The sequence below is a fragment of the Arthrobacter sp. Sr24 genome (genome assembly GCF_054511175.1).
In genome coordinates, this window is the sequence record NZ_JBTNDB010000008.1 from 1 (window position 1) to 26,735 (window position 26,735).

The 26,735-nt window shown below is 58.9% G+C and carries 26 protein-coding genes and 1 pseudogene; 17 read left to right on the forward strand and 10 right to left on the reverse strand.

The genetic code is table 11. The features are described 5' to 3' along the window. Positions 1-185 precede the first annotated feature (185 nt). From ACX80D_RS07335 to ACX80D_RS07345, 3 genes are read right to left on the reverse strand one after another with little or no spacing between them, the layout of a single operon-like run. Positions 186-3,491 (reverse strand): ATP-binding protein, encoded by a 3,306-nt coding sequence (locus ACX80D_RS07335; RefSeq protein WP_459321996.1) that lies wholly within the window; start codon positions 3,489-3,491, stop codon positions 186-188. Then, on the reverse strand, positions 3,492-4,142 hold the full coding sequence (locus ACX80D_RS07340) for a DUF4194 domain-containing protein (RefSeq protein WP_459321997.1): 651 nt from the start codon (positions 4,140-4,142) through the stop codon (positions 3,492-3,494). Between the two features lie 4 nt (positions 4,143-4,146). Beyond that, positions 4,147-5,595, reverse strand: a complete 1,449-nt coding sequence (locus tag ACX80D_RS07345; protein ID WP_459321998.1) for a DUF3375 domain-containing protein — start codon at positions 5,593-5,595, stop codon at positions 4,147-4,149. A gap of 500 nt (positions 5,596-6,095) precedes the next feature. On the opposite strand from ACX80D_RS07345, the gene rpsF reads away from it, so the two are divergent. From rpsF to rplI, 4 genes are all read left to right on the forward strand, one after another. Beyond that, the gene (gene rpsF, locus ACX80D_RS07350) at positions 6,096-6,401 is read left to right on the forward strand and encodes a 30S ribosomal protein S6 (RefSeq protein WP_459321999.1); all 306 of its coding nucleotides are present in this window, start codon (positions 6,096-6,098) and stop codon (positions 6,399-6,401) included. Positions 6,402-6,463: 62 nt separating this feature from the next. Then, positions 6,464-7,087, forward strand: coding sequence for a single-stranded DNA-binding protein (locus ACX80D_RS07355; RefSeq protein WP_459322000.1), 624 nt, complete (start codon positions 6,464-6,466; stop codon positions 7,085-7,087). 92 nt (positions 7,088-7,179) lie between these two features. After that, a complete protein-coding gene (gene rpsR, locus ACX80D_RS07360; RefSeq protein ID WP_005273147.1) occupies positions 7,180-7,419 on the forward strand; it encodes a 30S ribosomal protein S18 in 240 nt (79 codons plus the stop codon). Between the two features lie 15 nt (positions 7,420-7,434). Beyond that, the gene (gene rplI, locus ACX80D_RS07365; protein ID WP_459322001.1) at positions 7,435-7,884 is read left to right on the forward strand and encodes a 50S ribosomal protein L9; all 450 of its coding nucleotides are present in this window, start codon (positions 7,435-7,437) and stop codon (positions 7,882-7,884) included. Between the two features lie 87 nt (positions 7,885-7,971). On the opposite strand, the gene ACX80D_RS07370 is transcribed toward rplI, so the two are convergent. After that, entirely contained in the window at positions 7,972-8,448 is a 477-nt protein-coding gene (locus tag ACX80D_RS07370) for a DUF1801 domain-containing protein (protein ID WP_459322002.1), read from the reverse strand. A gap of 339 nt (positions 8,449-8,787) precedes the next feature. On the opposite strand from ACX80D_RS07370, the gene ACX80D_RS07375 reads away from it, so the two are divergent. Both ACX80D_RS07375 and dnaB read left to right on the forward strand, forming a co-directional pair. After that, complete coding sequence (locus tag ACX80D_RS07375; protein ID WP_459322112.1) at positions 8,788-9,462, forward strand: discoidin domain-containing protein; 675 nt, start codon at positions 8,788-8,790, stop codon at positions 9,460-9,462. An 860-nt stretch (positions 9,463-10,322) separates the two neighbouring features. Continuing rightward, positions 10,323-11,702, forward strand: a complete 1,380-nt coding sequence (gene dnaB, locus ACX80D_RS07380) for a replicative DNA helicase (RefSeq protein ID WP_363843929.1) — start codon at positions 10,323-10,325, stop codon at positions 11,700-11,702. Between the two features lie 154 nt (positions 11,703-11,856). Here dnaB and ACX80D_RS07385 read toward each other — a convergent pair whose 3' ends face one another. Together ACX80D_RS07385 and ACX80D_RS07390 are read right to left on the reverse strand one after the other, a co-directional pair. Further along, complete coding sequence (locus tag ACX80D_RS07385; protein ID WP_459322003.1) at positions 11,857-12,123, reverse strand: hypothetical protein; 267 nt, start codon at positions 12,121-12,123, stop codon at positions 11,857-11,859. A gap of 54 nt (positions 12,124-12,177) precedes the next feature. Continuing rightward, positions 12,178-12,483 carry a hypothetical protein gene (locus tag ACX80D_RS07390; RefSeq protein WP_459322004.1) on the reverse strand — a complete coding sequence of 102 codons (306 nt, stop codon included), beginning with the start codon at positions 12,481-12,483 and terminating at the stop codon, positions 12,178-12,180. A gap of 82 nt (positions 12,484-12,565) precedes the next feature. Here ACX80D_RS07390 and ACX80D_RS07395 point away from each other — a divergent pair. The 5 genes and pseudogenes from ACX80D_RS07395 to ACX80D_RS07415 all read left to right on the forward strand — a co-directional run. After that, positions 12,566-12,919, forward strand: a pseudogene (locus tag ACX80D_RS07395) (helix-turn-helix domain-containing protein); the annotation flags it as partial. A 22-nt stretch (positions 12,920-12,941) separates the two neighbouring features. After that, positions 12,942-13,337 (forward strand): LysR family transcriptional regulator substrate-binding protein, encoded by a 396-nt coding sequence (locus ACX80D_RS07400; protein ID WP_459322113.1) that lies wholly within the window; start codon positions 12,942-12,944, stop codon positions 13,335-13,337. A 20-nt stretch (positions 13,338-13,357) separates the two neighbouring features. Next, positions 13,358-14,731 (forward strand): MATE family efflux transporter, encoded by a 1,374-nt coding sequence (locus tag ACX80D_RS07405; protein ID WP_459322005.1) that lies wholly within the window; start codon positions 13,358-13,360, stop codon positions 14,729-14,731. Between the two features lie 9 nt (positions 14,732-14,740). Next, complete coding sequence (locus tag ACX80D_RS07410) at positions 14,741-15,358, forward strand: hypothetical protein (protein WP_459322006.1); 618 nt, start codon at positions 14,741-14,743, stop codon at positions 15,356-15,358. A 74-nt stretch (positions 15,359-15,432) separates the two neighbouring features. Next, the gene (locus ACX80D_RS07415) at positions 15,433-15,819 is read left to right on the forward strand and encodes a hypothetical protein (RefSeq protein ID WP_459322007.1); all 387 of its coding nucleotides are present in this window, start codon (positions 15,433-15,435) and stop codon (positions 15,817-15,819) included. A gap of 149 nt (positions 15,820-15,968) precedes the next feature. Here the strand turns inward: ACX80D_RS07415 and ACX80D_RS07420 are convergent, their stop codons facing one another. Next, positions 15,969-17,000: an N-acetylglucosamine kinase gene (locus ACX80D_RS07420; RefSeq protein ID WP_459322008.1), complete on the reverse strand. Its 1,032-nt coding sequence runs from the start codon at positions 16,998-17,000 to the stop codon at positions 15,969-15,971. 92 nt (positions 17,001-17,092) lie between these two features. On the opposite strand from ACX80D_RS07420, the gene ACX80D_RS07425 reads away from it, so the two are divergent. The 5 genes from ACX80D_RS07425 (at position 17,093) to ACX80D_RS07445 (ending at position 22,264) form a co-directional block, all read left to right on the forward strand. Continuing rightward, positions 17,093-18,064 carry a MurR/RpiR family transcriptional regulator gene (locus ACX80D_RS07425; RefSeq protein ID WP_459322009.1) on the forward strand — a complete coding sequence of 324 codons (972 nt, stop codon included), beginning with the start codon at positions 17,093-17,095 and terminating at the stop codon, positions 18,062-18,064. Further along, positions 18,057-18,821, forward strand: a complete 765-nt coding sequence (locus tag ACX80D_RS07430; protein WP_459322010.1) for a sugar isomerase domain-containing protein — start codon at positions 18,057-18,059, stop codon at positions 18,819-18,821. Before ACX80D_RS07425 ends, ACX80D_RS07430 begins: the two co-directional genes overlap by 8 nt. 142 nt (positions 18,822-18,963) lie before the next feature. Further along, the gene (ngcE, locus tag ACX80D_RS07435; RefSeq protein ID WP_459322011.1) at positions 18,964-20,382 is read left to right on the forward strand and encodes an N-acetylglucosamine/diacetylchitobiose ABC transporter substrate-binding protein; all 1,419 of its coding nucleotides are present in this window, start codon (positions 18,964-18,966) and stop codon (positions 20,380-20,382) included. Between the two features lie 92 nt (positions 20,383-20,474). Further along, complete coding sequence (locus ACX80D_RS07440; RefSeq protein ID WP_459322114.1) at positions 20,475-21,374, forward strand: carbohydrate ABC transporter permease; 900 nt, start codon at positions 20,475-20,477, stop codon at positions 21,372-21,374. After that, on the forward strand, positions 21,374-22,264 hold the full coding sequence (locus ACX80D_RS07445) for a carbohydrate ABC transporter permease (protein ID WP_459322012.1): 891 nt from the start codon (positions 21,374-21,376) through the stop codon (positions 22,262-22,264). The genes ACX80D_RS07440 and ACX80D_RS07445 overlap by 1 nt, the downstream gene beginning before the upstream one ends. Before the next feature lie 75 nt (positions 22,265-22,339). Here the strand turns inward: ACX80D_RS07445 and ACX80D_RS07450 are convergent, their stop codons facing one another. Further along, positions 22,340-22,912, reverse strand: a complete 573-nt coding sequence (locus tag ACX80D_RS07450; RefSeq protein WP_459322115.1) for a CGNR zinc finger domain-containing protein — start codon at positions 22,910-22,912, stop codon at positions 22,340-22,342. Positions 22,913-22,984: 72 nt separating this feature from the next. Between ACX80D_RS07450 and ACX80D_RS07455 the strand changes: the two genes are divergently transcribed. Then, a complete protein-coding gene (locus tag ACX80D_RS07455; RefSeq protein ID WP_459322013.1) occupies positions 22,985-24,043 on the forward strand; it encodes an EamA family transporter in 1,059 nt (352 codons plus the stop codon). Here the strand turns inward: ACX80D_RS07455 and ACX80D_RS07460 are convergent. Next, positions 24,017-26,395 carry a heavy metal translocating P-type ATPase gene (locus ACX80D_RS07460; RefSeq protein ID WP_459322014.1) on the reverse strand — a complete coding sequence of 793 codons (2,379 nt, stop codon included), beginning with the start codon at positions 26,393-26,395 and terminating at the stop codon, positions 24,017-24,019. The two genes, ACX80D_RS07455 and ACX80D_RS07460, sit on opposite strands and share 27 nt — an antisense overlap. A gap of 110 nt (positions 26,396-26,505) precedes the next feature. Continuing rightward, positions 26,506-26,733, reverse strand: coding sequence for a heavy-metal-associated domain-containing protein (locus ACX80D_RS07465; protein ID WP_459322015.1), 228 nt, complete (start codon positions 26,731-26,733; stop codon positions 26,506-26,508). Positions 26,734-26,735 lie beyond the last annotated feature (2 nt).

Genomic DNA, 26,735 nt, shown 5'->3' on the forward strand with positions numbered 1-26,735 from the left:
GATGTGGGAGAGTAGGACACCGCCGGACAACCAGTAAGGGTAGAGGCCCCGCACACAGTGCGGGGCCTCCCCACATTAACAAACAAGTAACGGCCACCCACGCGGTGGCCACACCTGTTTAACGGCGCTCACGCTATCGCGGCTAGGCGGCGCTCTGTGGGACCCACCGGCGCCGCCTAGCGCCACTACCTCAGGATAATATCCGTGGCCGTCGCAGGGGACTGACCCGTGGAAACAAAACCTGAGACGTTGGCCTGTGGGTGCTTGATAATGTCCGTGACCGAGCCTAGATGCCTGGACAGGTCAACCTTGTCCTCAGGTGCGGCCAGTAGGAGCTGGAAGCCGAACTCCTGCAACGCATTGATGCCGGCCCCCGCGTACTCAGAGTTGGCCTGAATGAAGGCCTCATCGATCATGACGGTGCCGTAGGTGCTGTATCCCTGTACATCGATTCCCAGCTGATAGGCCAACGCGGCACCCATGATGAAGGATGTGAAACGCTGACCTTCGCCACCAGAGAGGGTACCGGGTTCTAGGCCCATCTCAACTTCACCGTTAGGCCGGTGTTCGTTGCAGCTAATGGTGACATGCTGACGTACATCCAAGACGGTATCAGCCCAATGGGCCAACGCTGGATCTGCCAGAGCATTCACCAAACGCTCAAGCTGCTGATAACTCGAAGCCATGGTTTCCTCGGTGGCCTGAGTGTAAGCGTTACCCAGCGCCTCCTTGAGTTCTTGGCGGAATACTCGCGCCTCCTCCGGAATGCTGGTCTTGACCTCCAGCCGCAGGCGGCTCCCCTTCTCAAAGGGAACATCCTCCAAGATCTGGTTCAGAGGCAGGATGCGCTCCTCGATGGAGCGGCGTTCTTCCTCGAGTAGCTGCAAGAGGTCAGAAAAGCGCTCGTACGACCGGTTGTTGAAATATTCTTTGAATTCGTCTTGGCGCTGCGGCAGTCCATCGGAAACGATGCGCGCATACAATTCTTCGTAGTGAGGTGCGGCCTCCGCGCCCGCGCCATGGCTTGCGCTCATGGAAGGACCGAACTGGCGGGCAAAGGCCTTGAAGATTTCGTTCAGTGCCCCTTCCGTGCGGAATTGACGCTCCTTGATGGTGGCAATGCGCTCACTCAAGTCCACAGCGACATGGCTCAAAAGAACCTCTAGCTCGTCCAAAGTGGCGGGCTCACCGTCACTTAGATAAGGAGCGAATGCTTCTTGCGCCCAGTCCTCTGCTGTATTTGCAGGGGATCCCGCAGGGGATCCTCCAGCTAGCACGCTTTGGACAGAAGCTAGGTCCTTCTCAATACTGGAGAGATCGTGGTGCAGCACAGCCACGCGGCCCACTGCCGCTTCTAGTTCAGCTTGGGCGGCCGTGAGGGAATCCCGCAGTTGTGCCAGTGTGGTGCTGCCGGCAATGGTCTGTTCCAGCGTTGCCTGCAACCCTGCAAGAGATGCAGCATGTGCCGCCGAATCCAACTGCTCGAAGCTCCTGTCATCTTCGGCAATCCGCTTAAGAGTAGATAACTTGCGCGACGAGCTGTCCTTGGCCAAGCTGCTTTGCGTTGCCAAGGCATCCGCAGCAGCCTGTTCGGCGGCGAGGAGCCCCGCTTGCTCTTCCAGTTCAGCAATCTTGGCCACATTGTTGAACCCGAGCAGGTAGTCAGAAGGGTTGATGGTGCGAGTGTCCCGCTCGAACAGCGACGAGCTAAGCTTCAGCGTTCCAGCCCGGGAAACTGCCTTTCCGTGATCGTGCAGCTGCGCATCGTCGTCCACACAAGTGAATGCAAAGTCGCCGGCGATCTTCTCGCGAAGCCAGGATCCGGCGTCGGAGGCGTGAAAATCAAGTTTGGTGACAAGGTGCGCGCGCCCAGCCTTGGCCGGCTTCGCGGGCACGCCGAGATCGATCCAGCGCAGCTTTCCATGCCCCTCAAGGGAATTGATGGCGGCAGTCACGGCGGCGATATCGGCGCCACGGACCAGCAACGTGGTAGCCAGTGAGCGCAGCACCTTCTCCGCCGCTGGGCGCCACGCACCGTGCTCGCTGCCAATATCCACGAGCTCACCAGCGAACGGCATGTCCTCAACGTCCAAGCCGGTCGCGGCGCAAATGGCGCGCCGGGCGGCAGCACTGCGCGAGTCAATGTTGGATCCACGGCGCTGATAGGCGGTAATCTCGGCTCGTAGTGCAGCCTCCTGCGCCTTGACGTTTACGCTGGTCGCCACGGACTGGTACTCGAGGGCACGCGCCGAGGAGGTCTCCTCCTGTTGATGTTCGACGCCGGCTGCTGCCGCCGCGCGTGCAGCGGCAAGGCCCTGCGCACTCCAGTCATAGACGAGTCCGGCGCTGTCGAGTTCATCCCGCACGGATGCTTCAAGACGTGCCCGCTCGGCCAGCTCGCGCTTGCCGGCCCGAATATCTTTCTCCAAACTATCGATAGCCTGCCCGCCGTGGCTGGCATGCTGGCCAGCCAGTGCTGCAACGGTCTCACTCAAGGCATCCTTGGCGTGCATTGCAGAGGAGATCTCGGCCCGCTTGAGCGTCTGCGCTTCCGTCAGTGCAACAGCCCGGGCTGCTAACAATTCACCTTGGAATTGCTGGCGCAAGCGGGGCAGCTGAATATTTTTTAGCTCAACTGTGCGGTCATGCTGTGCTGCAAGTTCACGCAGTTTTTCATGCAGTTCCGGCACTGGGGCCAGGGCATCACGCTGTCCGCGGGCGTCCTCGAGCTGGCGGTAAATTCCACTCAGGTGGCTGAAGTCTTCCACGGCCGCCGCGGCTGCGGTGAGCGTAGCCGGCTTGTCCAGTACCTCGTAGCGGAAGAACCGGTTGACGCCCTTGTCCAGTCCCTTGCCGTTCTGCAAGGTGCGCAGCAGGCTGAAAGCCTTGTCGTTATGGATGCCCAGCTTGCGCCGGAACCGCTCGGCAAAGGTCTTGTGGACATCGAAGGCCTCGGCCCCGGGCAATGCCGCGTGCAGGGACGACGGCGAAAAGCGACGGCTGCCGTGGTTCTCCAGCGCCTCGGTGTCCAAGGGCTTGTTGTGAATCAAATAGTGCTTACCCACCTGACCTTCAAGCCCATTGGCGGGCAGATCAAATAGCGCCGCAATGGTGACATGGCGGCCCAAGCCGTCCTCAAACACCAAGGCCGTGGCGCTCCAGGTGGCGCTGGGACGTTGGTACTCAACGCCGTCGACCGTCTTGATCTTGCGCCCACGCATATAGCTGAAGGTGGTGCGGCGGTCCTTGCGGTTGGAGGCGTCGTGCGCAGATTCATTGAGGCGCGGGGCGGCGTAGAAAATGTGCTGAATGCCATCGAAAAGGGTGGATTTTCCCACGCCCGGATGGCCGGTGAGCAAGGTGCCGGCACGGTCCACGTACATGCTGTGGCGTCCGTGGAAGGTGCCCCAGTTGATGATTTGGATTTGCCTCAGCCGGAACTGGCCGGGGTTGATTTCTTCGCCAATGGGCAGGGTGGTTGCAATGCTCACTTAGAAGATCTCCTGCAAGGGCTCAGCTGGCTGGTCGGACTCGAGGTCCAGGGAATCGGCCGTGGATTGGTCTAGGGCGGCCAAATAGGCCGGAATTTGTTCAATGGAATCGAACGGTAGCGCTAAGGCAAGGGCATTGCTGACCCGGTATTCGTGGGGGAGCTCAGTAGGCAGGATAAGTTTGAGGTTCAGCAGCCTGGCCAGCGCGGCGTCGGTCTGCTCATCCATGCGCTTGTCATCAACGGCGCCGGGCTGGCGGTGTTCGGCCAGAATTTCGCGGGCACCATCGCGAGAAATGCTCACATCGGTCCCCGATCCAGCATGCCGATCCAGCATCACCCGCAGGCGCAGCGCCAACAATGTCTCTTCGCGACGGAGCGGTTTCCTAGCCACGATGGGCTGCGTGTGAACAGCATCGATCTCAGCCGGAGTGAGCAGCGCGATCTTGCGCTCAGTATCAACGCTCAGCAGCAAGAAAATCTCACTCAGGTACTGCTGCAACGAGACCGCGTGCGTGAGGATGGTGGTCCAGAGCGCCGGATCTGCGGTCCCGTCAATGTACGGTCCACGCAGCAGCCGGACCAGCGCCTGGCGCATGTCCAGCGGAAAAGAGCCGGTATCGCCGGGAAAAAGTGTGCGCTCGGTGCTCATGGCGTCAGTCCTTCGTGAACGTGAACAGGGGGACGGTTGCGGTGCGCGTGGTCCCGTCGATCTGCGTGAATGTCAAAGTTTCGGTCTGGTCCGGGTGAATGCTGTCACTGGATCCGCGCGCGGCCAGAATCAGCCCGCGAATGGTATTGATGTGCTGGAGCTCCGTTGGCAGGGACGTATAGACATCCGCCAACGTGGCGCTGCCGTTGCGGGTTTCCCTGGCATGTTCGACGGCGGCCAGCAGCTTGGGCATGTCCGGCGCCGGCGTGACTGGGGTGCGGTGAATATCGGCATCGCTCAACACTGGCGGGGCCGCTAGCTTGGGTGGCGGCACATGGTCTTCAGGGTTGAAGATGCCTAACCCGGCCAAGGTTTCAAAGTTGGGGGAGTACAGTAGCGGCGCCACCACTGGCGTGCGGGATCCCAGTGGCGCCGTGGCCACCGCCAGCTCTGCGGCGTGGATGGCCTTGCGCAGCAGCACGGACTCTTGGAACTCGGCAGATTGAACATAGGCGTGCAAACTCTCGGACAAGCGGCCATAAATAGCGTGAACTTCTTCAGCTTGCCGGCGCATCTCCCGCACCAGCGAGGCGAGGTTGTTGCGTTCCTCTGCGGTGAGAGCGTCCGTGAAGTCCCGTTCCAGCACTTCATTGACCGATTGCCGAAACCTGGCCTGCTGCACCGGGTCATTGAGGAACTCAGTGAAACCGCGGAACGTCTCGCCCTCAGCCGTCCCGCGCAGGGCTTTGTCTCCTGCTAGTACCTGTCCGACGGCCACGCCCTTGGAGAGGGAGGATTCCATGATTTCGGTGCGGATCGAGTGCAACATGACCTCAACGCCATCGCGCATTCGCTTGAAATCCGCAGGGAGGCTGGCTGCCAGATCAAGCACGCTGCGTGTGGCGGCAACGGCGGAATCGTTGGAGAGTACCGCCGGGTTGGCACCGTTCTTCAACGCCGTGATCTCATTTTGGCGATCCAGGATTTCCGCCTCGAGGGCGGCAATGCGAGATTCCGGATTGGGATCACTTTGCAGAGACAACGTCTCAATGCTGTTCAGCAGGGTGCTCAGCCGAGAGCTGTTCAAATTGGTGTGGCGTCCGGCCAAAGTGTCTATGAAGGCCAGTACGCGGGCAGTAGCCGCAGTGGGCTCGTAATGGAACTTGCCGTCCACCATGGGCCGGGCCAAGAACTGGCTGCGAACCCAAGAATCAGCGTAATGGGACGCCTGCCAAGCCTCATTGAGGCTGAGGTTTTCTTCCCGCAACTCCTTCATGAAGTCCGCTAGATCGGCGTGAAACTCCTCGAGCGGCACACGTTGTGTGGCGGCCGTGAATTCCGCCCGAAGGAACGCCAGTGTCCATGGTGCACCCTGAAGAAGCTTCCATGCCGGGCTCAACCGCAGCTGTTTTTGCGCATGCCACTGCGCAACGGCGTTGTCAGTGGAGCGCATATGTGAGGGCCTTTTCGCAAACTTCTTAAAAGGGAGACGAGATTACTTCCATTTTAAGGCATAGCGGGGCGTATTCCGCCGGTTCTGCACCCGGTCCGAGCGTGAGGTTCGCGGTACGCGGCGTTCATCCGTGAGAAAAGGTCGCTTTCGCGGGGGGAAAGCGACCTTTTCTCACGGATGAACGCGGGAGGGGGAGATGGCGGGGAGGGCGCGGGCGGGCGGGGAGATGGCGGGGAGGGCGCGGGCGGATGAACGCGCGGGTGGGGGAACGGGAGGGCCTAAGTGCGGCGCGCGAAGTGGTGGCTCCCGGCGGCGAGAGCAGCGTGTGGTGAGAGTTACGCACAGGGGTGAGTAGCCGGCGTCGTACTTACGGTAAGATGGACAAGTCTGTGCTGGCATCGGGACCACTCGCTGAGTGGCCGCGCCGCACAGGTAATGCAAATGAACCTCCTGTTACGGAAATGCCGTAACCGCCTAGACCAAAGGAGGTGGGTTCACATATGCGTCCTTACGAACTGATGGTAATCATCGACCCCGATGTTGATGAGCGTACCGTTGAGCCGTCGCTTCAGAAGTTCCTGAATGTCATCACCACCGATGGTGGAACCATCGAAAAGGTTGACATCTGGGGCCGTCGTCGCCTGGCTTATGACATCCAGAAGAAGTCTGAAGGTATCTACGCAGTGGTGAACTTCACCGCTGAGCCTGCTACCGCTCAGGAACTTGATCGCTTGCTTGGTATCAATGAGACCATCCTGCGCACCAAGATCACCCGTCCGGAAGAGCAGAAGGTTGTTGCCGAGTAATTTCGGTCAACTCTCTTTAGTTTTTCCTTTGTAGGAAACCACCAAGCAGGAAGCAGGAGCAGATGGCAGGCGAAACCACTATCACGGTCATTGGTAATCTCACCAGTGATCCAGAACTTCGGTTTACCCCGAGCGGTTCAGCAGTAGCGAACTTCACCATTGCGTCGACTCCGCGGACCTTTGACCGTCAGAGTAACGAGTGGAAGGACGGCGAAACGCTGTTCCTCCGCGCGTCGATCTGGCGCGAAGCGGCCGAGAACGTTGCCGAATCCCTCACAAAGGGCATGCGTGTACTCGTTCAAGGCCGGCTGAAGTCGCGGACCTACGACACCAAAGAAGGCGAAAAGCGCACCGTCATGGAGCTTGAGGTCGACGAGATCGGCCCCTCGCTGCGTTACGCCAATGCCAAAGTTAACCGCACCCAGCGCTCCGGCACTCAGGGTGGGGGCAACTTCGGTAGCGGCCAAGGCAACCAAGGTGGCCAGGGCGGAAACTTCGGCGGCGGCAACGCTGGCGGAGGACAAGGCGGCTTCGGCGGCGGCTCACAGGGTGGCGGAAACGCTCCTTGGGGCGGCGGTCAACAGCAGCAGCCACAATCCGCACCGGCAGCTGATCCCTGGGCTACGCCCGGTGGAACAACTGGCGGCTGGGGCGCAGGCCCGGATAGCTCCGAGCCTCCCTTCTAAAAGATTTAAATTTATTTGTGCGGCAACCGCCGTACGCACACCATCCCGCGGATTAATATCCACGGGCTCCACGAATACTAAGGAGCTCCACGATGGCTAAGGCTGAACTCCGTAAGCCCAAACCAAAGTCCAACCCCTTGAAGGCCGCTGACGTTACCGTCATCGACTACAAGGACGTAGCATTGCTGCGCAAGTTCATCTCTGATCGCGGAAAGATCCGTGCGCGCCGCGTCACGGGCGTCACCGTTCAGGAGCAGCGCAAGATCGCACAGGCAATCAAGAATGCCCGCGAAGTTGCACTGCTGCCCTACTCCGGCGCTGGCCGCGGTTAAGGGAGATAACTAAACATGTCAAAGCTCATTCTGACCCACGAAGTAAGCGGCCTCGGTGCCGCTGGCGACATCGTTGAGGTGAAGAACGGTTACGCACGTAACTTCCTTCTGCCCCGCGGCTTCGCACTGACCTGGTCCAAGGGTGGTGAGAAGCAGGTTGAAGCCATCAAGGCTGCACGTGCTGCTCACGCACACGCAAGCGTTGAAGCTGCACAGGAGCAGGCAACTGCCCTCTCGGCCAACGCTGTTGTTCTCAAGGTCAAGGCAGGCGCCTCAGGCCGTCTGTTCGGTACCGTCAAGGCTGATGACGTTGCAAAGGCTGTTGCCGCTGCAGGTCTCGGAAACATTGACAAGCGCAAGATCGAATTGCCCGCCCACATCAAGTCGGTTGGCAAGCACACTGCAACTCTTCGTTTGCACGACGATGTTTCAGCGACGATCACCCTGAACGTTGTAGCGAACTAGTCTCGCTGCACTGCTTCAAAAGGCCCGGTCCCCTTGATGGGGGCCGGGCCTTTTTTTGGCGTTTTCGGGTCTGCGCCGCTGCTGCCCCTAGTGTGTGCGCTGGGACTGTAAAGATTGGATGTCTGCGGTGGTGGCATGCTCATAAGTCATGGCGATGAGCTCACGCAGCACCGTCAGATCCACGTCCGCCAGTTTGGTGATGTACACGCAAGCCACGCTCTCCTTGAACTTCCCCAGTTTCTCAAGAAGCGGCCTGGCGGCTGGCGGATAGCTCAGCCCATAAACCACCAGGTTGGCCTTTCTGGGTGAAAAGGCGACGGCGGGTGCGTCGCCTTCCCTGCCCGAGGCGTAGGTGTAGTGGTACTCGCCGAAGCCAATGATGCTGGGCCCCCACATGTAGGGTGACTGACCCGTGACCTCCTGCAGCAACGCCATGAGTGTGCGGGCATCATCGCGGCGCACAGCCGTGGTATCCACCGTGTCAATGAAGTCCACGGGGTCCACTCCAGTGCGAATCGTTTTGTTGGCGGATTTGGTTTTTGCGGTGGTGGGGCGTGCATCCATGGGAGCTTTCTCCTGTCCTTGCTATCAGCATAGTGCTGGCTGATTTTCTTGGCCTGAATTCTCGGATTGAGTCCCTGTGGGTGGCTACTAGCTTTAGGCCAGGCCGGGCTCGCGACTTCACCTATGGGTACCAGAGATCGGATGTATTGGAGTGGGTCGCATCGCTGGATACCCGTATTATCGTGCGTTCGGGAGGGCTCCTTTCGGCCGGGCGCCCATTTCTTGTGGAGGGATTATGGTTCTGCCAAATATGCGAAAAAACTTTTGCCAAGCCGCTCGCCGTGGTGTGCACTCTTGCAGTGTTTGCGGGCCTTGAATTCACCGGGATCACGGGTGCCGATGCTACTGCTGTCGCAGTCCACCGCTAGTGACCTGCTGCCAGCAATCCAAGCACTACCAGTGCTCCCGGCCAACGGGGCCACCGGCGCTGAGTTTCGGTCCGCCACCTCCGGCCCGCTGTCGGTCCGCTCAGAGATGTTCAACGGCAAGTTCAGCATGACTCATGCAACTTCAGGCACTGATATTGCCGCCCCCGCAGTTGCTCAGGGAACCTCAGCGCAGACCACCTTCAGGAGCAAACCTAGACTGTCACCTTCGGCTGCGGTGGAGCTCGCGGCTACCTTGACCAGTGGCGGTGCAACACTCTCCGCCGGATACAGCATGGTTGTCACTGACTCGAGGATCAGTCCCTGTGTTGATGTGAGCGAGATCAGGGTCAGCACACCGTGGCACACGACTTGGAGTGTTGGCTCAATCCCGACGCCACACTGGGCCAACATTGATCTGGGCTCGACCATGACGCTGAACGCTGCCGGCTGCACCCCTCCCCATCAACTCAACGGCCGCATCACCAGAGCAAGTATGGCCACGAGCATGGATGGCACCAACAACAATAAGTGGGTCACTTGTCAGGAGTTCAGTGTGAAGAAGGAAGTTACTGAGGACACCACTCCAACCGAACCCGCCGAAGGAATGCTCACACAGGTCCTCTGCTGGGCCATGACCGTCACCTGATTCAGTAGCGAAGAAACCCCTTCGGAGGACAGACCTGCCAGCAACTTGGTGGACTGTGAATAGTAGCCAGGATGGACCTCGGCAAGGGGCGCCGGATCGACGCCTCTTCCGCATTGGGTCACTATCGACCATGGTAAGGCGCGCAATATTGTCAGCACAGGTTGCCTGGGCTGCGCTTCAGCCAACGGCCAGCAGCACTTTAGTGCTTCGCCGAGTTCAACTCAGAGCGCCAAAGCGCCGGCAGTGGTTCCTCCTGGTGGAGACGCCGCGGCTGAGGTGGATCTGCCCGAATCCGGTGCTAGCGAGGTTGCGGTGGCTCTGTCTTTGGGCCTGCTGAGGCTAGCTACCGGAGCCTTCCTCGTGGCTAGGTGGAGATGGAAGCACATGCCCAAGCGCGCATAGAAGCGACAGTAAGCCTCTAAAGGAGCCACGGTGGAGATATGCCGCGGGGATATCCACAGTGCGACATATGTCTGTGGATATCCCCGCGGCATATCTTCGTTAACCACATAGTCCACAGTGTGATGTGAGAAGAAGCATCTTCGTAAAAATGCAGTAATCCACAGGGGGTGGACACTGTTTGCGCTGGTCAGAGGCTGTTCGATGGCCATTCATCCGAGTTGTCCACATGGTTATCCCCATCCTGTGCACAAGCAGGGGCAGTTAATGCACCGGTTATCCACAGGCGGGGTAGACAACGGGGTTGGTAGATGGCATTTGTGCGTCTAACGTTGCAAAGAACGCCTCCACTTTTGACAACTTTGTCGGTATCAGCTGGTAAGTAGGAGAAGCAACACAAGAATGTGTCATCGCAAGATGATAAAAGGCCCGCACCAGCTGGGCAGAAAGTGGGCACCAAAATGTCAGCTCCAGCCATGGACAAAAGGGACACCTCCCGAGAGCCGGACTTCGCGAGAACTCCACCACAGGACCTAGTGGCCGAACAGAGCGTCTTGGGCGGCATGATGCTCTCCAAGGACGCCATTGCCGACGTTGTTGAGGTTCTGCGCGGAAATGATTTTTACCGCCCAGCGCACGAGAGTATCTACGAAGCCATTCTGGACCTTTACGGCCGCGGTGAACCTGCCGACGCTGTTACCATTGCCGATGAGCTGACCAAGCGCGGCGAGATCACCAAAATTGGTGGCGCCGCCTACCTGCACCAGCTGATCCAGTCCGTGCCAACCGCAGCCAATGCCGGCTTCTATGCTGAGATTGTGGCCGAACGCGCGGTCCTGCGCCGGCTAGTCACCGCCGGCACCAAGATTGTCCAGATGGGCTACGCCCAAGACGGCGAAGTTGAAGACACTGTCAACGCCGCCCAGGCCGAGATCTTCGCTGTGGCAGAACGCCGCACCACTGAGGATTACGTGCTGCTCAAGGACGTCATGGAATCCACCGTGGATGAAATTGAGGCCTCTGGTCACAAGGGTCAAGGCATGACCGGTGTGCCCACCGGTTTCTACGAATTTGATGAATTGACCAACGGTCTACACCCCGGACAGATGATTGTCATTGCAGCCCGACCGGCCGTTGGTAAGAGTACTTTTGCCCTTGACTGGGCACGCTCGGCAGCCATTGACCACAATATGGCTACCGTGGTGTTCTCCCTAGAAATGGGCCGGAACGAAATTGCCATGCGACTGTTGTCGGCTGAGGCCACCATCAGTCTGCAGGATCTACGTAAGGGAACTGTCAAGGACGATCAGTGGTCCAAGATTGCCACCACCATGGGCCGGATGAACGATGCGCCCTTGTTCATTGACGATTCCCCGAACATGTCATTGATGGAGATTCGGGCAAAGTGCCGCCGGCTGAAGCAGCAGCATGATTTGAAGCTGGTGGTCCTTGACTACCTGCAGCTGATGTCCTCGGGTAAGCGCGTGGAATCGCGTCAGCAGGAAGTTTCCGAGTTCTCGCGTGCCTTGAAGCTGCTGGCCAAAGAGCTTCAGGTTCCCGTAGTGGCCCTGTCGCAGCTGAACCGTGGTTCTGAGCAGCGAACCGATAAGAAGCCCATGGTTTCGGACCTTCGTGAATCCGGTTCCATTGAGCAGGATGCTGACATGGTCATCCTGCTGCACCGTGAGGACATCTACGATAAGGAATCGGCCCGCGCTGGTGAGGCTGACGTGATCGTCGCCAAGCACCGTAACGGCCCCACCAAGACCATCGTCTTGGGATTCCAGGGTCATTACTCACGCTTTGCCAACATGGCCAGTGAAAACGGTGGCGGCTACTAGCTGCTGTCCACTTGAACTGGGGAGCGGGGGCCTGCGGTCCCCGCTCTTGCGCTCCGTTTAGCCCTGAAGCGTGACTCGATTTTTTGCCCTGCATAGCAACCAACAACAATTAGGATGGCGCCTAGTGCGCCCAACCAGTCTAAGGTTTCGCCAGCTAGGCCAACGCCCATCGCGACAGCCCAGACGGGTTCGGTTCCCATGTTGAGAAGTGTGCGGCCGAGCCGAGAGTCTCGGTGGAGCGAAAGGCTATAGCCACCAGTGCGCAGATCACGGACTGAATCAAGGTCACCGTGATGGAGCTGTAGGGCTTGTTGGCCGTCAATGATCCCATCAAGGTTTCGTGCGCCGCGCGCACCGCCGCCGCCCCGAGCGTGAGCGCGTCACCGACAGTGGGGGCGCGGAAACCGCCTCCGGTGACCAAGAGTGCCACCTCCACTACTGAGACGGTCGCCGCAATGAAGAACGACGGCGGCAGTCACCTCCGTGACGCCGCTGAATCGAGCAGGGGCGTAAAGATGACGGTTAGGCTGATCACGAGCCCGGCGTTGCTGGCTTGAGTATGAGCCGCACCAAAGGTTTCCAGAAAAAGCACGGTCGCTTGGGTCAATCCCAGAAGGACTCCTGTCCACAGTTCGGCTCTGCCGGGCATGCGCCAGCCCAAGACTGCGGGGACACCCCTCACGGTTGTGAGGTCCTTCGCCACCGAGTAACTGCTACCCCAGACAAAAGCCACGGCGAGAAGCGCAATATCAACGTTGAGGCGATCCCATGTACTTTTCACCTTCCAATAATCTGCGCATAAATACCAAAGAAAAAGAGCTGATTTGGTACCTAATGCATTAGTTTGAACTACTCAATTACGCGCCCTCATAGAGGTGCATGACAGGGGAAGCATCGCCGCAGCGGCACAAGCGTTGGAGGTAACGGCGTCGAGCGTTTCTCAACAACTCACTGCACTTCAACGCCAAGCCGGGACAGCGCTCACCTACAAAGTAGGCCGACGAACGGCTCTCACCGCTGCTGGACTTGCTTTGTGTGCGGCCACCGTGGCTGCTTTTCATAGCGCCGGACTCGTCTTCTTCGGCCCGCTCGAGCGAGCTCTGCGAGATCGTGGCGGACCCATGGTGCACCTCGTCGATCAAGACGTAGCGCAGAGGGATTTTGCCGCTCTTGCGGCTGACTATGATCTGGTGATCGCCCACCGAGTTGGCCTATGAGCCGTTGGATGTGGCGGTCAATGTGCGGCATCGGCTGGCTCAGCGAAAGTGTGTGAAACCTGCTGACCTTCTTGGTGAAGGGTGGATTTCGGTGCACCGTGGCTTCCCCCGGGAGGGGGCTATTGAAATGATCGGAAGCATTGCGGGGGAGGAGGTTGAGGTGGCCCATCGCATCAATGAATTCTTTGTGGCCGCTTCACTAGTTGAGGAGGGCGACTGCATGTCCTTGATGCCGCGCTATCTGGTGAACTGGCGCTATTTTTCCGATCTGGTTCTTCTCCCGCTCCGCGAGCCACGATTGGGCCGGCGTGTTGATATTCTGGCTCGGCCTGAAGCCATGGAACGTGCAGCTGTGGTTCAGGTCATCAGCGTTCTACAGCACATCATGGGAGAACTGCTAGAACCTCAAGGTATCTAGCCAGCCGATACTGTTGAATCATGCCTAAGACAGATTCGACGCCGGACAGCGCGCAGAATGCCCGCCGTTCCACAGCCCGGGCCATCCGGGGCTTGGCGATCCCGGCCTTCGGAGCCCTCATCGCGGAGCCGCTCTTTCTGCTGGCTGACTCGGCCATTGTTGGACATTTAGGTGTTCCCCAGCTGGCCGGCGTCGGACTTGCAGCAACAGTCTTGCAGACCGTCGTCGGGCTTATGGTGTTCTTGGCATATTCCACCACGCCTGCTGTGGCGCGCCTGTTGGGGGCGGGCAGGCATGCTCAAGCATTAGCGGTGGGACGGGACGGCCTGTGGTTGGCGGCCATCCTCGGAGTGGTACTTACGGTCCTTGGCATATTGACGGGCGGGTACCTGCTCGCCGCCATGGGGGCTCGCGGTGAGGTCCTGGAGTACGCGCAGGAATATTTTTTGATTAGTCTCGCAGGGATTCCGGCCATGCTGCTGGTCATGGCAGCCATGGGAGTCCTCCGTGGACTGCAGGACACGAAAACGCCGCTGATCGTGGCCGCGGCGGGCTTTGGACTGAACATCGTGCTGAACTTTGTGTTGGTCTATGGTTTTGGCTTCTCGGTGGGTGGAGCCGCAGCCGGCACAGTTATTGCCCAGTGGGGGATGGCAGCCGTCTACCTTGTCATCGTGGCGCGCGCTGCCCGCCTTCATGGTGTGGGGCTGCGGCCGGATTGGCGTGGCGTCAAGACGGTCTCCCAAGTGGGGAGCTGGCTCATGCTCCGCACTTTGTCCTTGCGTGCTGCCATTTTGGTGACTGTGGTGGTCGTGACGGCGCAAGGACCGGTTAACCTTGCAGCTCACCAGCTGGCCATGACAATTTTTAGCTTCTTGGCGTTCGCGTTGGATGCGCTCGCCATTGCCGCGCAGGCACTGATTGGCAAAGAGCTCGGTGCCGGCAACGTTGCTCAAGTACGGCGTCTGACCAAGACCATGACGAGATGGGGGTTGGGATTTGGTGTTCTGACAGGTGTGGGGCTCGCGGTTGTTTCAGGGGTAGTGGGTTGGATCTTCACCACTGATCCCAGCGTCCACGCGGCACTAGCGGCGGCACTTCTGGTCCTAGCTGTGGGGCAGCCGCTCGCCGGTTATGTGTTTGTCCTTGACGGAGTTCTCATCGGGGCAGGGGATGCTCGCTATCTGGCACTAGCGGGCTTGGCCAACCTGGTGATCTACCTGCCGATGCTTTATTGGGTGACTCAACTGGCTTTTGGTGACACTGTTGCGGGCATGTTCTGGGTCTGGACAGCCTTCAGTGTGGGGTACATGGGGGCGCGGGGTTTGACGCTGGGATTGCGTGCGCGAACGGGGCGTTGGATGCAGACCGGCGTTCCTGCTGGTCGCGGCTAGACTTGATGGGTGAGTGAAACAGCCGTGCCCCAGCCTGCCCATGTCAATTCTTTAACTTCCGGACGTCCACTACTGTGGTGGCCGGTGATGTTGCGGGCGATTGTCACCTTGGCCTTCGGGCTAACAACAGTCTTTTGGGCTGCTCCTGGGCCGCTTGGACTGAGCCTGACTTTGGGCGCATACTTTCTTGCCTCTGCCGCGGCCCAGTACGGTGTGATTCGCGTTCTAGCCCTGCCGGGCGGGGATAATCGCAGGTTCGTCCTTCAGGGTGCAGCGGGGATTTTGGCCGTAGGCGGCGTCGTCGTAGCGATTTCAGCGAACACCGCGATGGCCGCCTGGCTGGGTGGCGTGGCCCTAGCCTTCCTTGGTGCTTCGGAGCTCTTCGTGGGTCTACGTAAGTCATCGGCAGTATCCGGGACGAAGCTGGCGCTCACCAGCGACTGGCGGATATCCGGAGTTTTGGGGTTGGGGACAGGTATTCTGTTGCCATTTTATGCAGCGGTCGGTCCTCACGCGTTGATGGGCGTAGCCGGAGGTGGTGCGCTGATGACAGGTGCTTTGTGGGCACTATCAGCGCTGACTCTGCGCCATGATGGCAGCAGTCCTAAAAAGCCAGTAAGCCAGTAAGCTTGTAGTCAGATGTTCTACTTTGCGTAGAAACGTGTGGTGCGCGATACACCAACCAAAGTAAAGGATCAATTGTGGGCAGTGAAGAGCCGCAGAACCCCCAGTCAGCCAATTCCATCAAGCTCCCGCTGAGCTTTTCGGCTGCGCTGGCTGCCGTCGCAGGTATTCTGACCTTAATTTTTGCTTCCGGCGGCACGCAATATGGCCTGCGCTGGGACCTGGCAGGCATTGCCTGCGGAATCACCTTTGTAGTGGCGCTGCTGATTTCCTCGTTGTTGGTCATGGGGCACAAGGAAAATGATCCATCCCTTAGTGAGGGCTCAGGCGTCTACCGCAAGTCCTCTGACCGGCTGGCGCAGGCTACGGCTGAGGCTGCCAAGAAGTCTGCGGAAGCCACTCAGCGCAATAAAACCGCCGGAGATGACTCCGCCTCCTCTGCCGGTGATGGTGAAGGAAAATAAGTAAGCTCAGTAAGCCTCCGCAGGTCGCTGTCAGCTAAGCCGCTCAGAGCCGTAAGTGCGGCAGTTGCGCATCTCGCTGGATTCTGCCGTCTGTTGCTAGTCACGCAAGGGACACCACTAACCACGCAGGGCCGCCAAACATGCGGAGCCTAGCCACGCAGGGCCGCTAGGCTCCCTTGGATCCGGGCAAAAACTGACGCGTCCACTTCAATGCCATTGCGCTTGAGGACTAGAACTGCCGCGCCCACCACGCCGTCCTCAACTAGGGCTGGGACCGCCGCAGTTCTGGCGCCTGCTGTGGCTAGCTGATCCAGCACCGCTGCGGCAACCGTTCCCCCCTTAGTCAGTACACTGCCACCAAACACCAGTGGTTGAGCGGCGAATTCTGCCTCAGTCACTGACCGATCCAATGCGTCATTAACGCCACCGGAGCCGGCTACGGCTAGGAGTGTCTGGGCCAGATGCCGGGCAGCCTGGTCAACGATTTCAGTGGCAACAGCGTCCCCGCGAGCAGTAAAAACTAGCGGCGCAAAGCGTGATAGCTCGATTGGGCTCAGTTCATAAGTCTTCAGGATCAGTTGCTGCTGAGCCCGCAGCCGGCCCTGACTTCGATGTGATGAATCCAGTGGGATTCCGAGTTCAGCCAACAGGAGTGCGGTCAGGGTAGTCGGCCTGCCCCTGCCGTCGAGTGCTGCGGCAACTGCCAGTGCCACTTCTCGGCCCATCCAAAACCCTGAACCATTATCACCGAGCAGCCACCCCATGCCGTCGGCCACTGCGGCCAATTCGGATCCGGAGATGCGGGCGCCTACGGCTCCGGTTCCGGCTATCAAAGCGCAGCCGTCATCTTGATAGGTTCCAGAGTAAAAGGCGGCCAATAAATCAGATTCAATCATGACATTTCCAGTGAGACCGAGTGTCGCGAAGCGGTCGCGGAACAAATTTTTCGGTAATTCCAGTGACGCTCCGGCCATAGCCAGGAGGGCTTCCGAGATGTGCTTCGGGGACCCTCCCATGGCCTTGGCGGTGGCTTGAGCCAAGGCCTCTATGGCCACTGGAAAACCCCGAGAAACCGGGTTTCCTCCGCCTGCTGTCCCGTAACCGAAACAATGTCCGGAGGCGTCCAAGAGAACGGCCCTAGTGGAGGTGCCTCCGGCGTCTATTGCAAGGTAATTATGCATCGTTACCATTCTGTGTCTAGGTGTGACTTGACTTACATCCTCGGTGATAATAGTTTTCATTATGTAGCCACCCAGAAGAAACGGATTTTCACATGCCAGCCTCCATGACTCCTCACGCAGTGGTCTCTACTGCTGGCGTCGTGAACCGCATTCAGGCCAAACTACCTGACATGCCGGCGGCCATGGCAAAAATCGGTTCCTATCTCCTGGAGCACCCGCAGGCGCCACTGGAGCTTTCCATTATGGAACTTGCGGAGCAAACCAAGACTTCACCTGCCACGGTGACCAGGTTCTGCCGATTGCTGGGGTACGCGGGCTATGTTCCGTTCCGGGTGAGTATTGCTTCCGATCTCGGCCGCAGTGATGCTCGTGAATCGTGGAAGGCGGATATTGGCCGGGCTTTTGGGCCCGACGATTCTCCTCGCGATGTTCTGAGCACGCTGGTGAATGCGCATACGCGTTCACTGCAGGAAACTGCCGCTGTCATGGATCTTGCTCTGATGAACAAGATTGCCCGCCGGATTGCCATGAGTTCGCATGTGGATATTTATGGCATTGGTGGCAGTGCCGTGATGGCTAAAGAACTGCAATCGCGCCTCTACCGGATTGGCATCAACGCCCACCACTGGTCCGAGGTTCACGCTGGCTTGACCAGTGCGGCCATCCAGGACACAAACTCAGTGGCCATTGGAATCTCGAACACAGGGCGCACTGAAGAAACATTGCAGATGCTTCGTGAGGCGGGTGAGGCTGGCGCTTTGACCATTGCGCTCAGTAATAATCCGGGCTCACCCCTGGCGGAGAGCGCTGACGAGGCCATCATCACCTCGGTGCACGAGCAGTTCTTGCAGCCGGATGACCTCTCCGCTAAGCACGTTCAGCTACTTGTTCTGGACTTGATTTATTTGTTGGTAGCCCAAGTGAATTTTGCCCAAACCACATCAAAATTAGCAGCCTCCGCCATGGCCGTCTCCCCCCATCGACGCCCCACGCGGGCAGCTCGGATTGAGCTGAATGCCCACAGGGGACCGCGCAACACCGGAAGGAGCGAAGAGCGTGTCTGATTCCATTGCCACTTACGGACTAGAGGTTTCCTCGCGGCTTGACGCCATCACTAAATGGGCGCTTGCTGGCGGCGTAGCCGAGGCGGCAGCCGCAATGGCTGAGACTCTCAGCAAGGGCGGTGTTATCCAAGCGTTCGGTACCGGTCATTCCGAGGCCTTTGCTATGGAAATCGCTGGACGCGCTGGTGGACTGATCCCCACGAGCAAGATTGCTCTTCGCGATCTGGTGCTCCATGGTAATCGCGATGTTTCAGCGCTGGACTCCCTGGAGGGCTCGGCGCTGGAGCGGGACACCGGAGTTGCTGAGGAACTATTCAAGTTGTCCCTGGTGGATCCTCGTGACATATTCCTGATCGCGTCCAACTCTGGGGTCAATGGTTCGATCGTGGGCTTGGCAATTGCCGCCAAGGAACGTGGGCACACTGTCATTGCGGTTACCAGCCTGGAGCACAGCAATGCTGTCGAGACAAAGCACCCTTCGGGTATGCGCCTCAGTGAGATTGCCGATATTGTTATCGATAACAGAGCGCCTTTTGGTGACACGACCCTCGAAGTTTCCGGCGGAGGAGGTGTTGGTGCGGTTTCATCCATCACTGCTGCGTACATTGCGCAACTGTTGACCATTGAGACTGTCCAATGTCTAGTCCGTGCGGGGAAGAAACCGCCCATCTATATTTCGGCAAATATCCCGGGCGGGGACGAACACAATACCGCACTGGTGGGCCAGTATATTGGCCGGCTCAGGCGTGAGGCGTGATTCCAACAGCACTGAAGTTGAAGACCGCTACAGCGCGTGAAGTCAATCGAATGAATTGCAGTGAAATGCAGTGAACGTACTAACCAAGTACAAAGTAGTACCGAATTAGCGCTCATACCATCAATGGAAGGCAGTAAAGAAAATGAGTATTCAGAATAAGCCGCTGCAACGTCGTGGATTCCTCCGCGGTGCCTTGGCAACCGCCGTACTTTTGCCCCTAGGTGGAGCCCTGGCTTCCTGCGCTGGCGGCGGTACAACCAATGAGACGTCAGCTGCCCCCGGTGGCGACGTTGACCCCACGAAGAACCCGTTTGGCGTAGCCGCAACCGGCAAGCTTGACGCCGTCATCTTCAATGGCGGCTACGGTATCGACTACGTTGAGTTCGCTGGCGACATCGTCAAGAAGAACTTCCCTGAGCTGGAAGTTTCTATCAACCCCTCTACTGACATCGCTCAGGAACTGCAGCCCCGTTTTGTTGGCAAGACCCCGCCCGATCTGATCGATAACTCCGGTGCAAAGTCCATTGGCTTCAGCACGATCTTGAGCCAGCTCTCGGACCTGCAAGACGTCATTGATGCCAGTAACCTCGAAGGCACCAAGATCGCCGACACCCTGTTCGATGGCGTCCTGGCTCCGGGCACCTTCGATGGCAAGCTTGCTGCCATCAACTACGTGTTGACCGTGTACGCATGGTGGCACTCCGCCAGCCTGTTCAAGGAAAACGGCTGGACTGTCCCCACCACGTGGGACGAAGCCTACGAGCTCGGCCTCAAGGCCAAGGAGAAGGGCAAGTACCTGTTCGTCTTCGGCAAGGAAGCCGCCACGTACTACCAGACCATGGCGATCGAATCAGCCATCAAGGAAGGCGGCGACGAAGTTCGCCTCTCTCTGGAAAACCTCAAGCCCGACTGCTGGTCGCTGCCGGCCGTCCAGAGCGTCTTCACTGCCTTGGAGAAGATCGTCAAGGCTGGCATGTTTGTCCCCGGCGGCGCAGGCACGGTCTTCACCGCAGCACAGGCACAGTGGTCCAATGGCCAGGAAGCCTTGCTCTACCCGTCCGGTTCTTGGATCGAGAACGAGATGAAGGATCAGACCAAGGCTGGCTTCGAAATGACGGGCGCTCCGGTTCCCGTTGTCTCCGCCAGCCCGAAGATCGCCCAGACGGGCGTTCGCTCAGCAGGCGGAGAGCCCTTCATTGTTCCCTCCGATGGCGCAAACGTTGCAGCGGGTAAGGAATTGCTGCGCACCATGCTCTCTAAGGAAGCTGCGACTAACTTCGCCAAGGAGAAGCTGGCACCCACCGTGGTCAAGGGCACCGTTCCGGCTGACGGATTCGGTTCCACCGCATTGGTTTCTCAGACCGACATGCTGGATAAGGCTGGCAAGGATATCTTCACCTGGAACTTCGTTGACACCTACGGCATGAACGGTGACCAGCTTGTTCCGTGGAACTCCTTCTTGGATGGCAAGCTCGATGTTGCTGGCTTGACCAAGGCTCTGCAGGGCATCACCGACAAAGTTGCCAATGACGATTCGGTGACAAAGATTGAAGTGAAGTGACTCAAGTAACAAATGCAGTGCAGTCGGGTGGTGGCGTTGTCGCCCCCACCCGGCGGCGCCGGAAGAAACTGACATTCGATAAGATCAGCTTCATGGCAGTCTTTTTGGGACTGCCGTTGGTGATCTATCTGGTCTTCGTGATCTCGCCATTTGTTCAGGCGATTTACTATTCTATGACCAGCTGGAGCGGCTTCGACAACAATATGCCGTTCGTGGGTTTTGGCAACTATGTCAAGCTGTTCAATGACGATATCTTCATGATTTCGGTGCGCAACAGTGTCATCCTGGCAGTCTTTTTGCCTGTAATTACAGTAATTCTGTCCCTAATTTTGGCTAGTCTTGTCACTATTGGTGGAAGCAGCCGCGGACAGATCAAGGGTTTGGCTGGCTCGGGTTTCTACCGCGTCATCTCTTTTTTCCCTTACGTTATTCCTGCCGTTGTTATCGGTATTATCTGGGCTCAGATTTACGATCCACGCAATGGTTTGCTTAACGGTATTTTGACGGGTATTGGTATTGATAATGCCAAGGACTTTGCCTGGCTCGGCGATGAGCGCACAGCCATGGTTGCTTCCATGTTCGTTATTGTGTGGGGTTTTGTGGGCTTCTACATGATCCTCTTCATTGCAGCTATTAAGGGCATTCCCGCGGAAACCTTCGAAGCAGCGCGAATTGACGGCGCTGGACGGCTACGAACGGCCATCAACATTACGATTCCGCTAATCCGTGACAATATTCAGACAGCCTACGTCTATATGGGTATCTTGGCTCTGGATGCTTTCGTGTACATGTCCGTATTGAACTCCACCGGTGGGCCTGCGAACTCCACCCTCGTCATGTCGCAGAAACTGTTCAGCACGGCTTTTAGTAAGGGTCAGTTCGGTATGGCCTGTGCAATGGGTGTGGTGCTGGCGGTAATTACCTTGATTTTTTCGGCACTGGTATTCCTGGTGAACCGTTGGACCGGCGGCAGCAAGGATGTGTCTGAGTAATGTCCCTTAAACTGAGTAAAAATGCACCACTGAACCATGTTGAGCGCAAGGGGCAGGACACCAAGGGCGACAAGGTTGTTGCTGGCGTTTCACACACCATGCTCACCCTGTGGTCTCTGTTGGTCCTGGTCCCGTTGGGCTGGACCTTATTGTCCTCCTTCAAGACGACCACGGAAATATTTTCTTCACCTTTGGCGCTCCCTGCGGAGTGGAAGTTTGAGAACTACATCAATGCGTGGAACACAGCCGGCATTGGCAAGTACTTCTTCAACACGGTCATTGTTGTGGGCTTTGCCCTAATTATTGTGATGGTACTCGGTGCCATGTGCGCCTATGTTTTGGCCCGCTATGTGTTTCCCGGTTCGCGTGCCATCTACTACCTAATGCTCGCCGGCCTGACGTTCCCGATCTTTCTGGCCATCGTGCCGTTGTTCTTCATTCTTCAGAACATGGGACTGTTGAACACGCTGCCAGGTCTGATCATTGTTTATGTCGCGTTCGCGCTGCCCTTTACCGTCTTCTTCCTGTTCTCATTCTTCAAGGCTCTCCCTAGTGAAATTGCCGAAGCTGCACAGATTGATGGTGCCGGTGAATGGCGTACTTTCTTCCAGGTTATGTTGCCTATGGCCAAGCCCGGGATGGCCTCTGTGGCCATCTTCAACTTCCTTGGCTTGTGGAACCAGTACCTGATCCCTGTAGCCATCAACACCAAGCAAGAGAACTATGTCCTCTCTCAAGGTATTGCGCGGTATGCGGGTCAAATGGGTTACTCGGTGGACTTCGGCGCACTCTTCGCCGCTGCCATTATCGTGATCGTCCCAGTGCTGATCATGTACGTCTTGTTCCAGCGCCAGCTCCAGGGCTCGGTCTCTGCAGGAACTATGAAGTAGTGCCCTCTCCCTCCTCGAACGGTGAGTAGTTGCGAATGTTTCACGCAAACATTCGCAACTACTCACCGTTCGGTTTCATTTAAGGCCTGATTGACGACGCCGGTACGCGGCCACGTGGGCACGGTTACCGCAGTTGCCGGTATCGCAATACCGGCGTGAGCGGTTCTTGGACAGGTCGATCACCACTGCCCGGCAATCCGGTGCGGCGCACACTTTCAGCCGGGCCAGCTCCCTACTGCGAATCACATCGACCAAGGCCATGGCGGCCTCCACTCCCATGCGCTCGGCGAGCGGTGCCGCAGGTGCTGTGGCATGCAAATGCCAATCCCACTGGTCATGCTTAACGAGCTGCGGAAGCGCCTGTGCTCGGGCCAGTAGGCCATTGACCATATCGGCTGCAGTTCCCTCATCCGCGGTGAAGATACCGCGCAGTTCCTGCCGCATTTCACGCACCGCGGCGACCTCGCCCTCACTATGCTCGCGTGATCCTGAAAACTGTTCCCGCAGCACAAAGGCATCCAGTTCAGCCACGGTTTCCAGCCTGTCCGGACCCGTCACGGAGCCGTCCTGCGCAAGTGAAAGTGGGGCGGTGTTGATCAGATTAACGGCAGAGAGCAGCGCCATTTCCGTGTCATGACTAAAGACCATGTTGACTCCTGACATTGGCCGAGCGTAATGTCATTAGTCTAACGCTCTTTACTGCTGACAAATGGAACCGCCATGACCACTTCACCCTTCATCTTCCGCGCACCCGCAGCTGATTCACGCACGGTGCTGGCCTCGCCGGCACTCCTGTTGGCTCTGATATCTGCGGCGGCCTTCGCACTCTCGGGACCCTCCGCAAAGTCGCTCTTTGATGTCGGCTGGACCCCAGGGGCGGCTGTTGCTGTCCGCATTGGAGGGGCCGCCGTCGTGCTTCTAATTCCTGTGATCATCACCTTGGTGCGGCGCTGGTCCAAGGTCAAGGGCTCGCTGGGGCGGATCGCGATTTACGGTGTGGTGCCCATCGCGTTATGCCAGCTGTTCTACTTCAACGCAGTGCAGCACTTGTCGGTGGGGGTGGCGCTGCTGCTGGAATACCTCTCGCCGGTGCTGCTGGTGGGCTGGGCCTGGCTCATGACGCGGAGCCGGCCGCGCGCGCTGACCATTATTGGTGCCGTATGCGCCATGACGGGGCTGGTGTTGGTGCTCGATCTTGCGGGCAGCCAAAAAGTCAGTGTCGAGGGCGTGCTGTGGGGGTTGGCCGCGGCAGTTTGTTCGGCCGTGTATTTTGTCATGTCCGCCAAAACGGACGACGACGTCCCGCCCGTTCTCATGGCTGGCGGCGGCATGGCGGTGGGTGCGGCAATGATCGTGGGGCTCGGCGTGGTGGGCGTGCTGCCCATGACCTTCACTTTTGCCGACCCGGTATTTGCCGGGACGCCGGTGCATTGGCTGGTGCCGGTGCTGGGATTGGTGCTGGGCACCACCGTTTTCGCCTACCTGATGGGTATTGTGGCGACCCGCGGTCTGGGGTCCAAAGTGGCGTCATTTGTGGCGCTATTCGAGGTGCTTTTTGCCGTGATTTGGGCCTGGCTGCTGCTCGGCGAAATGCCCCGGTTCATTCAACTTCTCGGTGGTGTGGCCATCATGGGCGGGGTGGTGCTGGTGCGGCTGGACGATCTGCGAGGATCCTCCAGCCGCGGGCCAAGCTACCCTGTTGAGCTTGCTACTGCTGATCTGCGGCCAGCCGAAACCCTGCCGGCCGAAAAGCTACCGGCCGAACCGGCGCAACCGTAGCGAGTTCGCCACTACCAGCACGGAGCTGGCTGCCATGGCGGCCCCGGCAATCATGGGGTTCAACAGTCCGAATGCTGCCACCGGGATGCCGATGGCGTTGTAGAAGAAGGCCCAGAACAAGTTCACCTTGATGGTGCCCAGCGTCCTGCGGGACAGGGCGATCGCCGTGACAACCTGACCCAAATCACTGCCCATGACGGTGAGGTCTGCCGCCGCGATGGCCACATCCGTGCCGGATCCCATAGCGATGCCCAGATCTGCTTGTGCCAGGGCAGGTGCGTCGTTGACGCCGTCGCCCGCCATGGCTACGGTAGCGCCAGCGGCCTGCAACTTCTTGACGGCCTCAACCTTGCCCTCAGGGAGCACATCGGCAAAGACGTCCTCGGCAGCAATGCCAACCGCTGCAGCCACCTGGGTAGCCACGGCAACGTTGTCGCCAGTGAGCAAGATGGGACGCAGCCCCAAATCCTTCAGCTTCGCGATGGCTGCCTTGGAGCCAGCCTTGATGGTGTCCTTGAGAGCAATGAGCCCGGCCGCTTCGCCATCAACAGCCACCCAAATGGCGGTGGTGCCGCGTTGCTGCTGGTTGAGCAACTCGGCCCGTGCACTATCGGAAAGTTCGACGGCGTTTTCCTCCAACCAGCCTGCCCTTCCGGCCAGCACGGTGCGGCCATCGATCACGGCACGTACGCCACCGCCGGGAGCTGACATGAAGTCGGCCACCTCGGGAAGGGCATTTCCGCTCTGATCGCGGGCATGCGCAGTAATGGCGTGCGCAATGGGGTGCTCACTGTGGGACTCAACCGCCCCTGCCAAACGCAGGATCTCGGCGGCCGGGACCTGGGTGAGGGGAACGACGTCGACCACTGAGAGACGGCCCTCGGTGACGGTGCCGGTCTTATCCAGCAGGATGGTGTCCACAACGCGGGTATCCTCCAGGACCTGCGGGCCCTTGATCAGGATGCCCAACTGGGCGGCGCGGCCGGTACCGGTAAGCAGGCCCACCGGTGTGGCCAGGCCCAAGGCGCATGGGCAGGCGATGATCAGCACTGCAACGGCGGCCGTGAAGGCTGATTGGATATCGCCGCTGATCAGCAGCCACAGCACGAACGTCAGCACGGCAATGACGAGCACAATCGGCACAAACACTGCGCTGATGCGGTCCGCAAGCCGGGCGATCGGCGCCTTGGTGGCCTGCGCCGCGCTGACGAGCTTGCCCATCTGGGCCAACGTGGTCTCACTGCCGACGCGGGTGGCGCGAACCAGCAGCCGGCCAGCCGTATTGATGGTTGCACCGGTGACATTGTCTCCAGCGGAGACGTCGACGGGTAGCGATTCGCCGGTGATCAGCGAGGTGTCAATGGCGGAGGTGCCGTCGGTCACGACGCCGTCCGTGGCAATCTTTTCTCCGGGGCGCACCACGAAGATCTCATCCACCGTCAGGTCTCCGGCAGGGATTTTCACTTCAACGCCATTGCGCAGCACCGTAGCTTCTTTGGCGCCCAAGCTGAGCAGCGCCTTGAGCGCGTCGCCAGCCTTCGACTTGGCCCTGGCTTCCAAGTAGCGGCCCAAGAGTAAGAAGGTGACCACCACGGCGGAAACCTCAAAGTACAGAGGAGCGTGGCCGGCCATGGCATTGCCATGTTGGGTCATCGTCGGATCCAGCGCCAACTCGACGGCGGAGAAGATGAACGCCGCGCTGACTCCGATAGACACCAGGGTGTCCATGGTGGAGGCGAAGTGGCGTGCATTGATGGCCGCGGCGCGGTGGAAGGGCCAGGCCGCCCACGTCACGACGGGCAGGGTCAAGATGCCTGCAACCCAACCCCAATGCGGGAATTGCAAGGCCGGGAACATGGAGACCAAAAAGACCGGAACGGTCAGGATCGCGGCCAGTATTAGGCGCGGACGCAGCGTGGCTGCCGTTCCGCCATGGGCCATGTGGTCTTGGCCTTCGTGACTGTCCTTGTCCTTGCGGCCACCTTGGTGACTTTGATGACTTTGATGCATGCCGTGGTCGGTATGTTCTGACGTGGCACTCAGGTGAGAGTCGTGCGCGTCCTGAGTGACGGCGTCGTGCTTCATGGCGGGCTTGGCGGGCGGGTTCTTCAGGCGCGCCTTGTAGCCGGTGGCCTTGACGGTGTCGATGATTTGTTGATCGGTAATGCCGGCGGGGACCGTGACCTGGGCTGATTCCAGCGGGAGGTTCACGGAAGCGCTGACGCCTTCGAGTTTGCCCAACTTGCGCTCAACCCGGCTGACGCACGAGGCACAGGTCATGCCTTCAATGTCGATTTCGACCATGCGGGGTCCGGGGTTAGCGGTCTGGGACAAAATATCTGAGGCGCTCATGGCGCTCCTTAATTTCGTTGGGGGGGGGCGTGCGGGGCTGCGGGCGCGGATCAAGTTCTCATTGATCGGGCGCTGGTTGATCGGGCGTTAGTTGATTGGGCGCTGCCGGGTTAGGCGTTGTTGGAGACCACCAAGTACCCGGCTTCGGCAACGGCCTCGGAAATTTCCGTGGGATCCAAGGTCAATGAGGAGGTGATGGTGACTTCTGAGACGCCACCCTTGTTGAGGTTGACGGCGACGTTTTCAACGCCCTTGAGTTCGGTTAGTTCCTCGGTGACAGAGCTGACGCAGTGGCCGCAGGTCATGCCGGAAACGTTGACGGTGATGGTTTTGTTCATGG

Coding starts and splice junctions, on each gene's coding strand:
- ACX80D_RS07420 (WP_459322008.1), bottom strand. CDS start 17,000: ATGCATAATTACCTTGCAATAGACGCCGGAGGCACCTCCACTAGGGCC.
- ACX80D_RS07355 (WP_459322000.1), top strand. CDS start 6,464: ATGGCAGGCGAAACCACTATCACGGTCATTGGTAATCTCACCAGTGAT.
- rplI (WP_459322001.1), top strand. CDS start 7,435: ATGTCAAAGCTCATTCTGACCCACGAAGTAAGCGGCCTCGGTGCCGCT.
- ACX80D_RS07440 (WP_459322114.1), top strand. CDS start 20,475: ATGGCAGTCTTTTTGGGACTGCCGTTGGTGATCTATCTGGTCTTCGTG.
- ngcE (WP_459322011.1), top strand. CDS start 18,964: ATGAGTATTCAGAATAAGCCGCTGCAACGTCGTGGATTCCTCCGCGGT.
- ACX80D_RS07340 (WP_459321997.1), bottom strand. CDS start 4,142: ATGAGCACCGAGCGCACACTTTTTCCCGGCGATACCGGCTCTTTTCCG.
- dnaB (WP_363843929.1), top strand. CDS start 10,323: ATGTCAGCTCCAGCCATGGACAAAAGGGACACCTCCCGAGAGCCGGAC.
- ACX80D_RS07370 (WP_459322002.1), bottom strand. CDS start 8,448: ATGGATGCACGCCCCACCACCGCAAAAACCAAATCCGCCAACAAAACG.
- ACX80D_RS07460 (WP_459322014.1), bottom strand. CDS start 26,395: ATGAGCGCCTCAGATATTTTGTCCCAGACCGCTAACCCCGGACCCCGC.
- ACX80D_RS07425 (WP_459322009.1), top strand. CDS start 17,093: ATGCCAGCCTCCATGACTCCTCACGCAGTGGTCTCTACTGCTGGCGTC.
- ACX80D_RS07445 (WP_459322012.1), top strand. CDS start 21,374: ATGTCCCTTAAACTGAGTAAAAATGCACCACTGAACCATGTTGAGCGC.
- ACX80D_RS07405 (WP_459322005.1), top strand. CDS start 13,358: ATGCCTAAGACAGATTCGACGCCGGACAGCGCGCAGAATGCCCGCCGT.
- ACX80D_RS07450 (WP_459322115.1), bottom strand. CDS start 22,912: ATGGTCTTTAGTCATGACACGGAAATGGCGCTGCTCTCTGCCGTTAAT.
- ACX80D_RS07465 (WP_459322015.1), bottom strand. CDS start 26,733: ATGAACAAAACCATCACCGTCAACGTTTCCGGCATGACCTGCGGCCAC.
- ACX80D_RS07455 (WP_459322013.1), top strand. CDS start 22,985: ATGACCACTTCACCCTTCATCTTCCGCGCACCCGCAGCTGATTCACGC.
- ACX80D_RS07345 (WP_459321998.1), bottom strand. CDS start 5,595: ATGCGCTCCACTGACAACGCCGTTGCGCAGTGGCATGCGCAAAAACAG.
- rpsR (WP_005273147.1), top strand. CDS start 7,180: ATGGCTAAGGCTGAACTCCGTAAGCCCAAACCAAAGTCCAACCCCTTG.
- rpsF (WP_459321999.1), top strand. CDS start 6,096: ATGCGTCCTTACGAACTGATGGTAATCATCGACCCCGATGTTGATGAG.
- ACX80D_RS07375 (WP_459322112.1), top strand. CDS start 8,788: ATGCTACTGCTGTCGCAGTCCACCGCTAGTGACCTGCTGCCAGCAATC.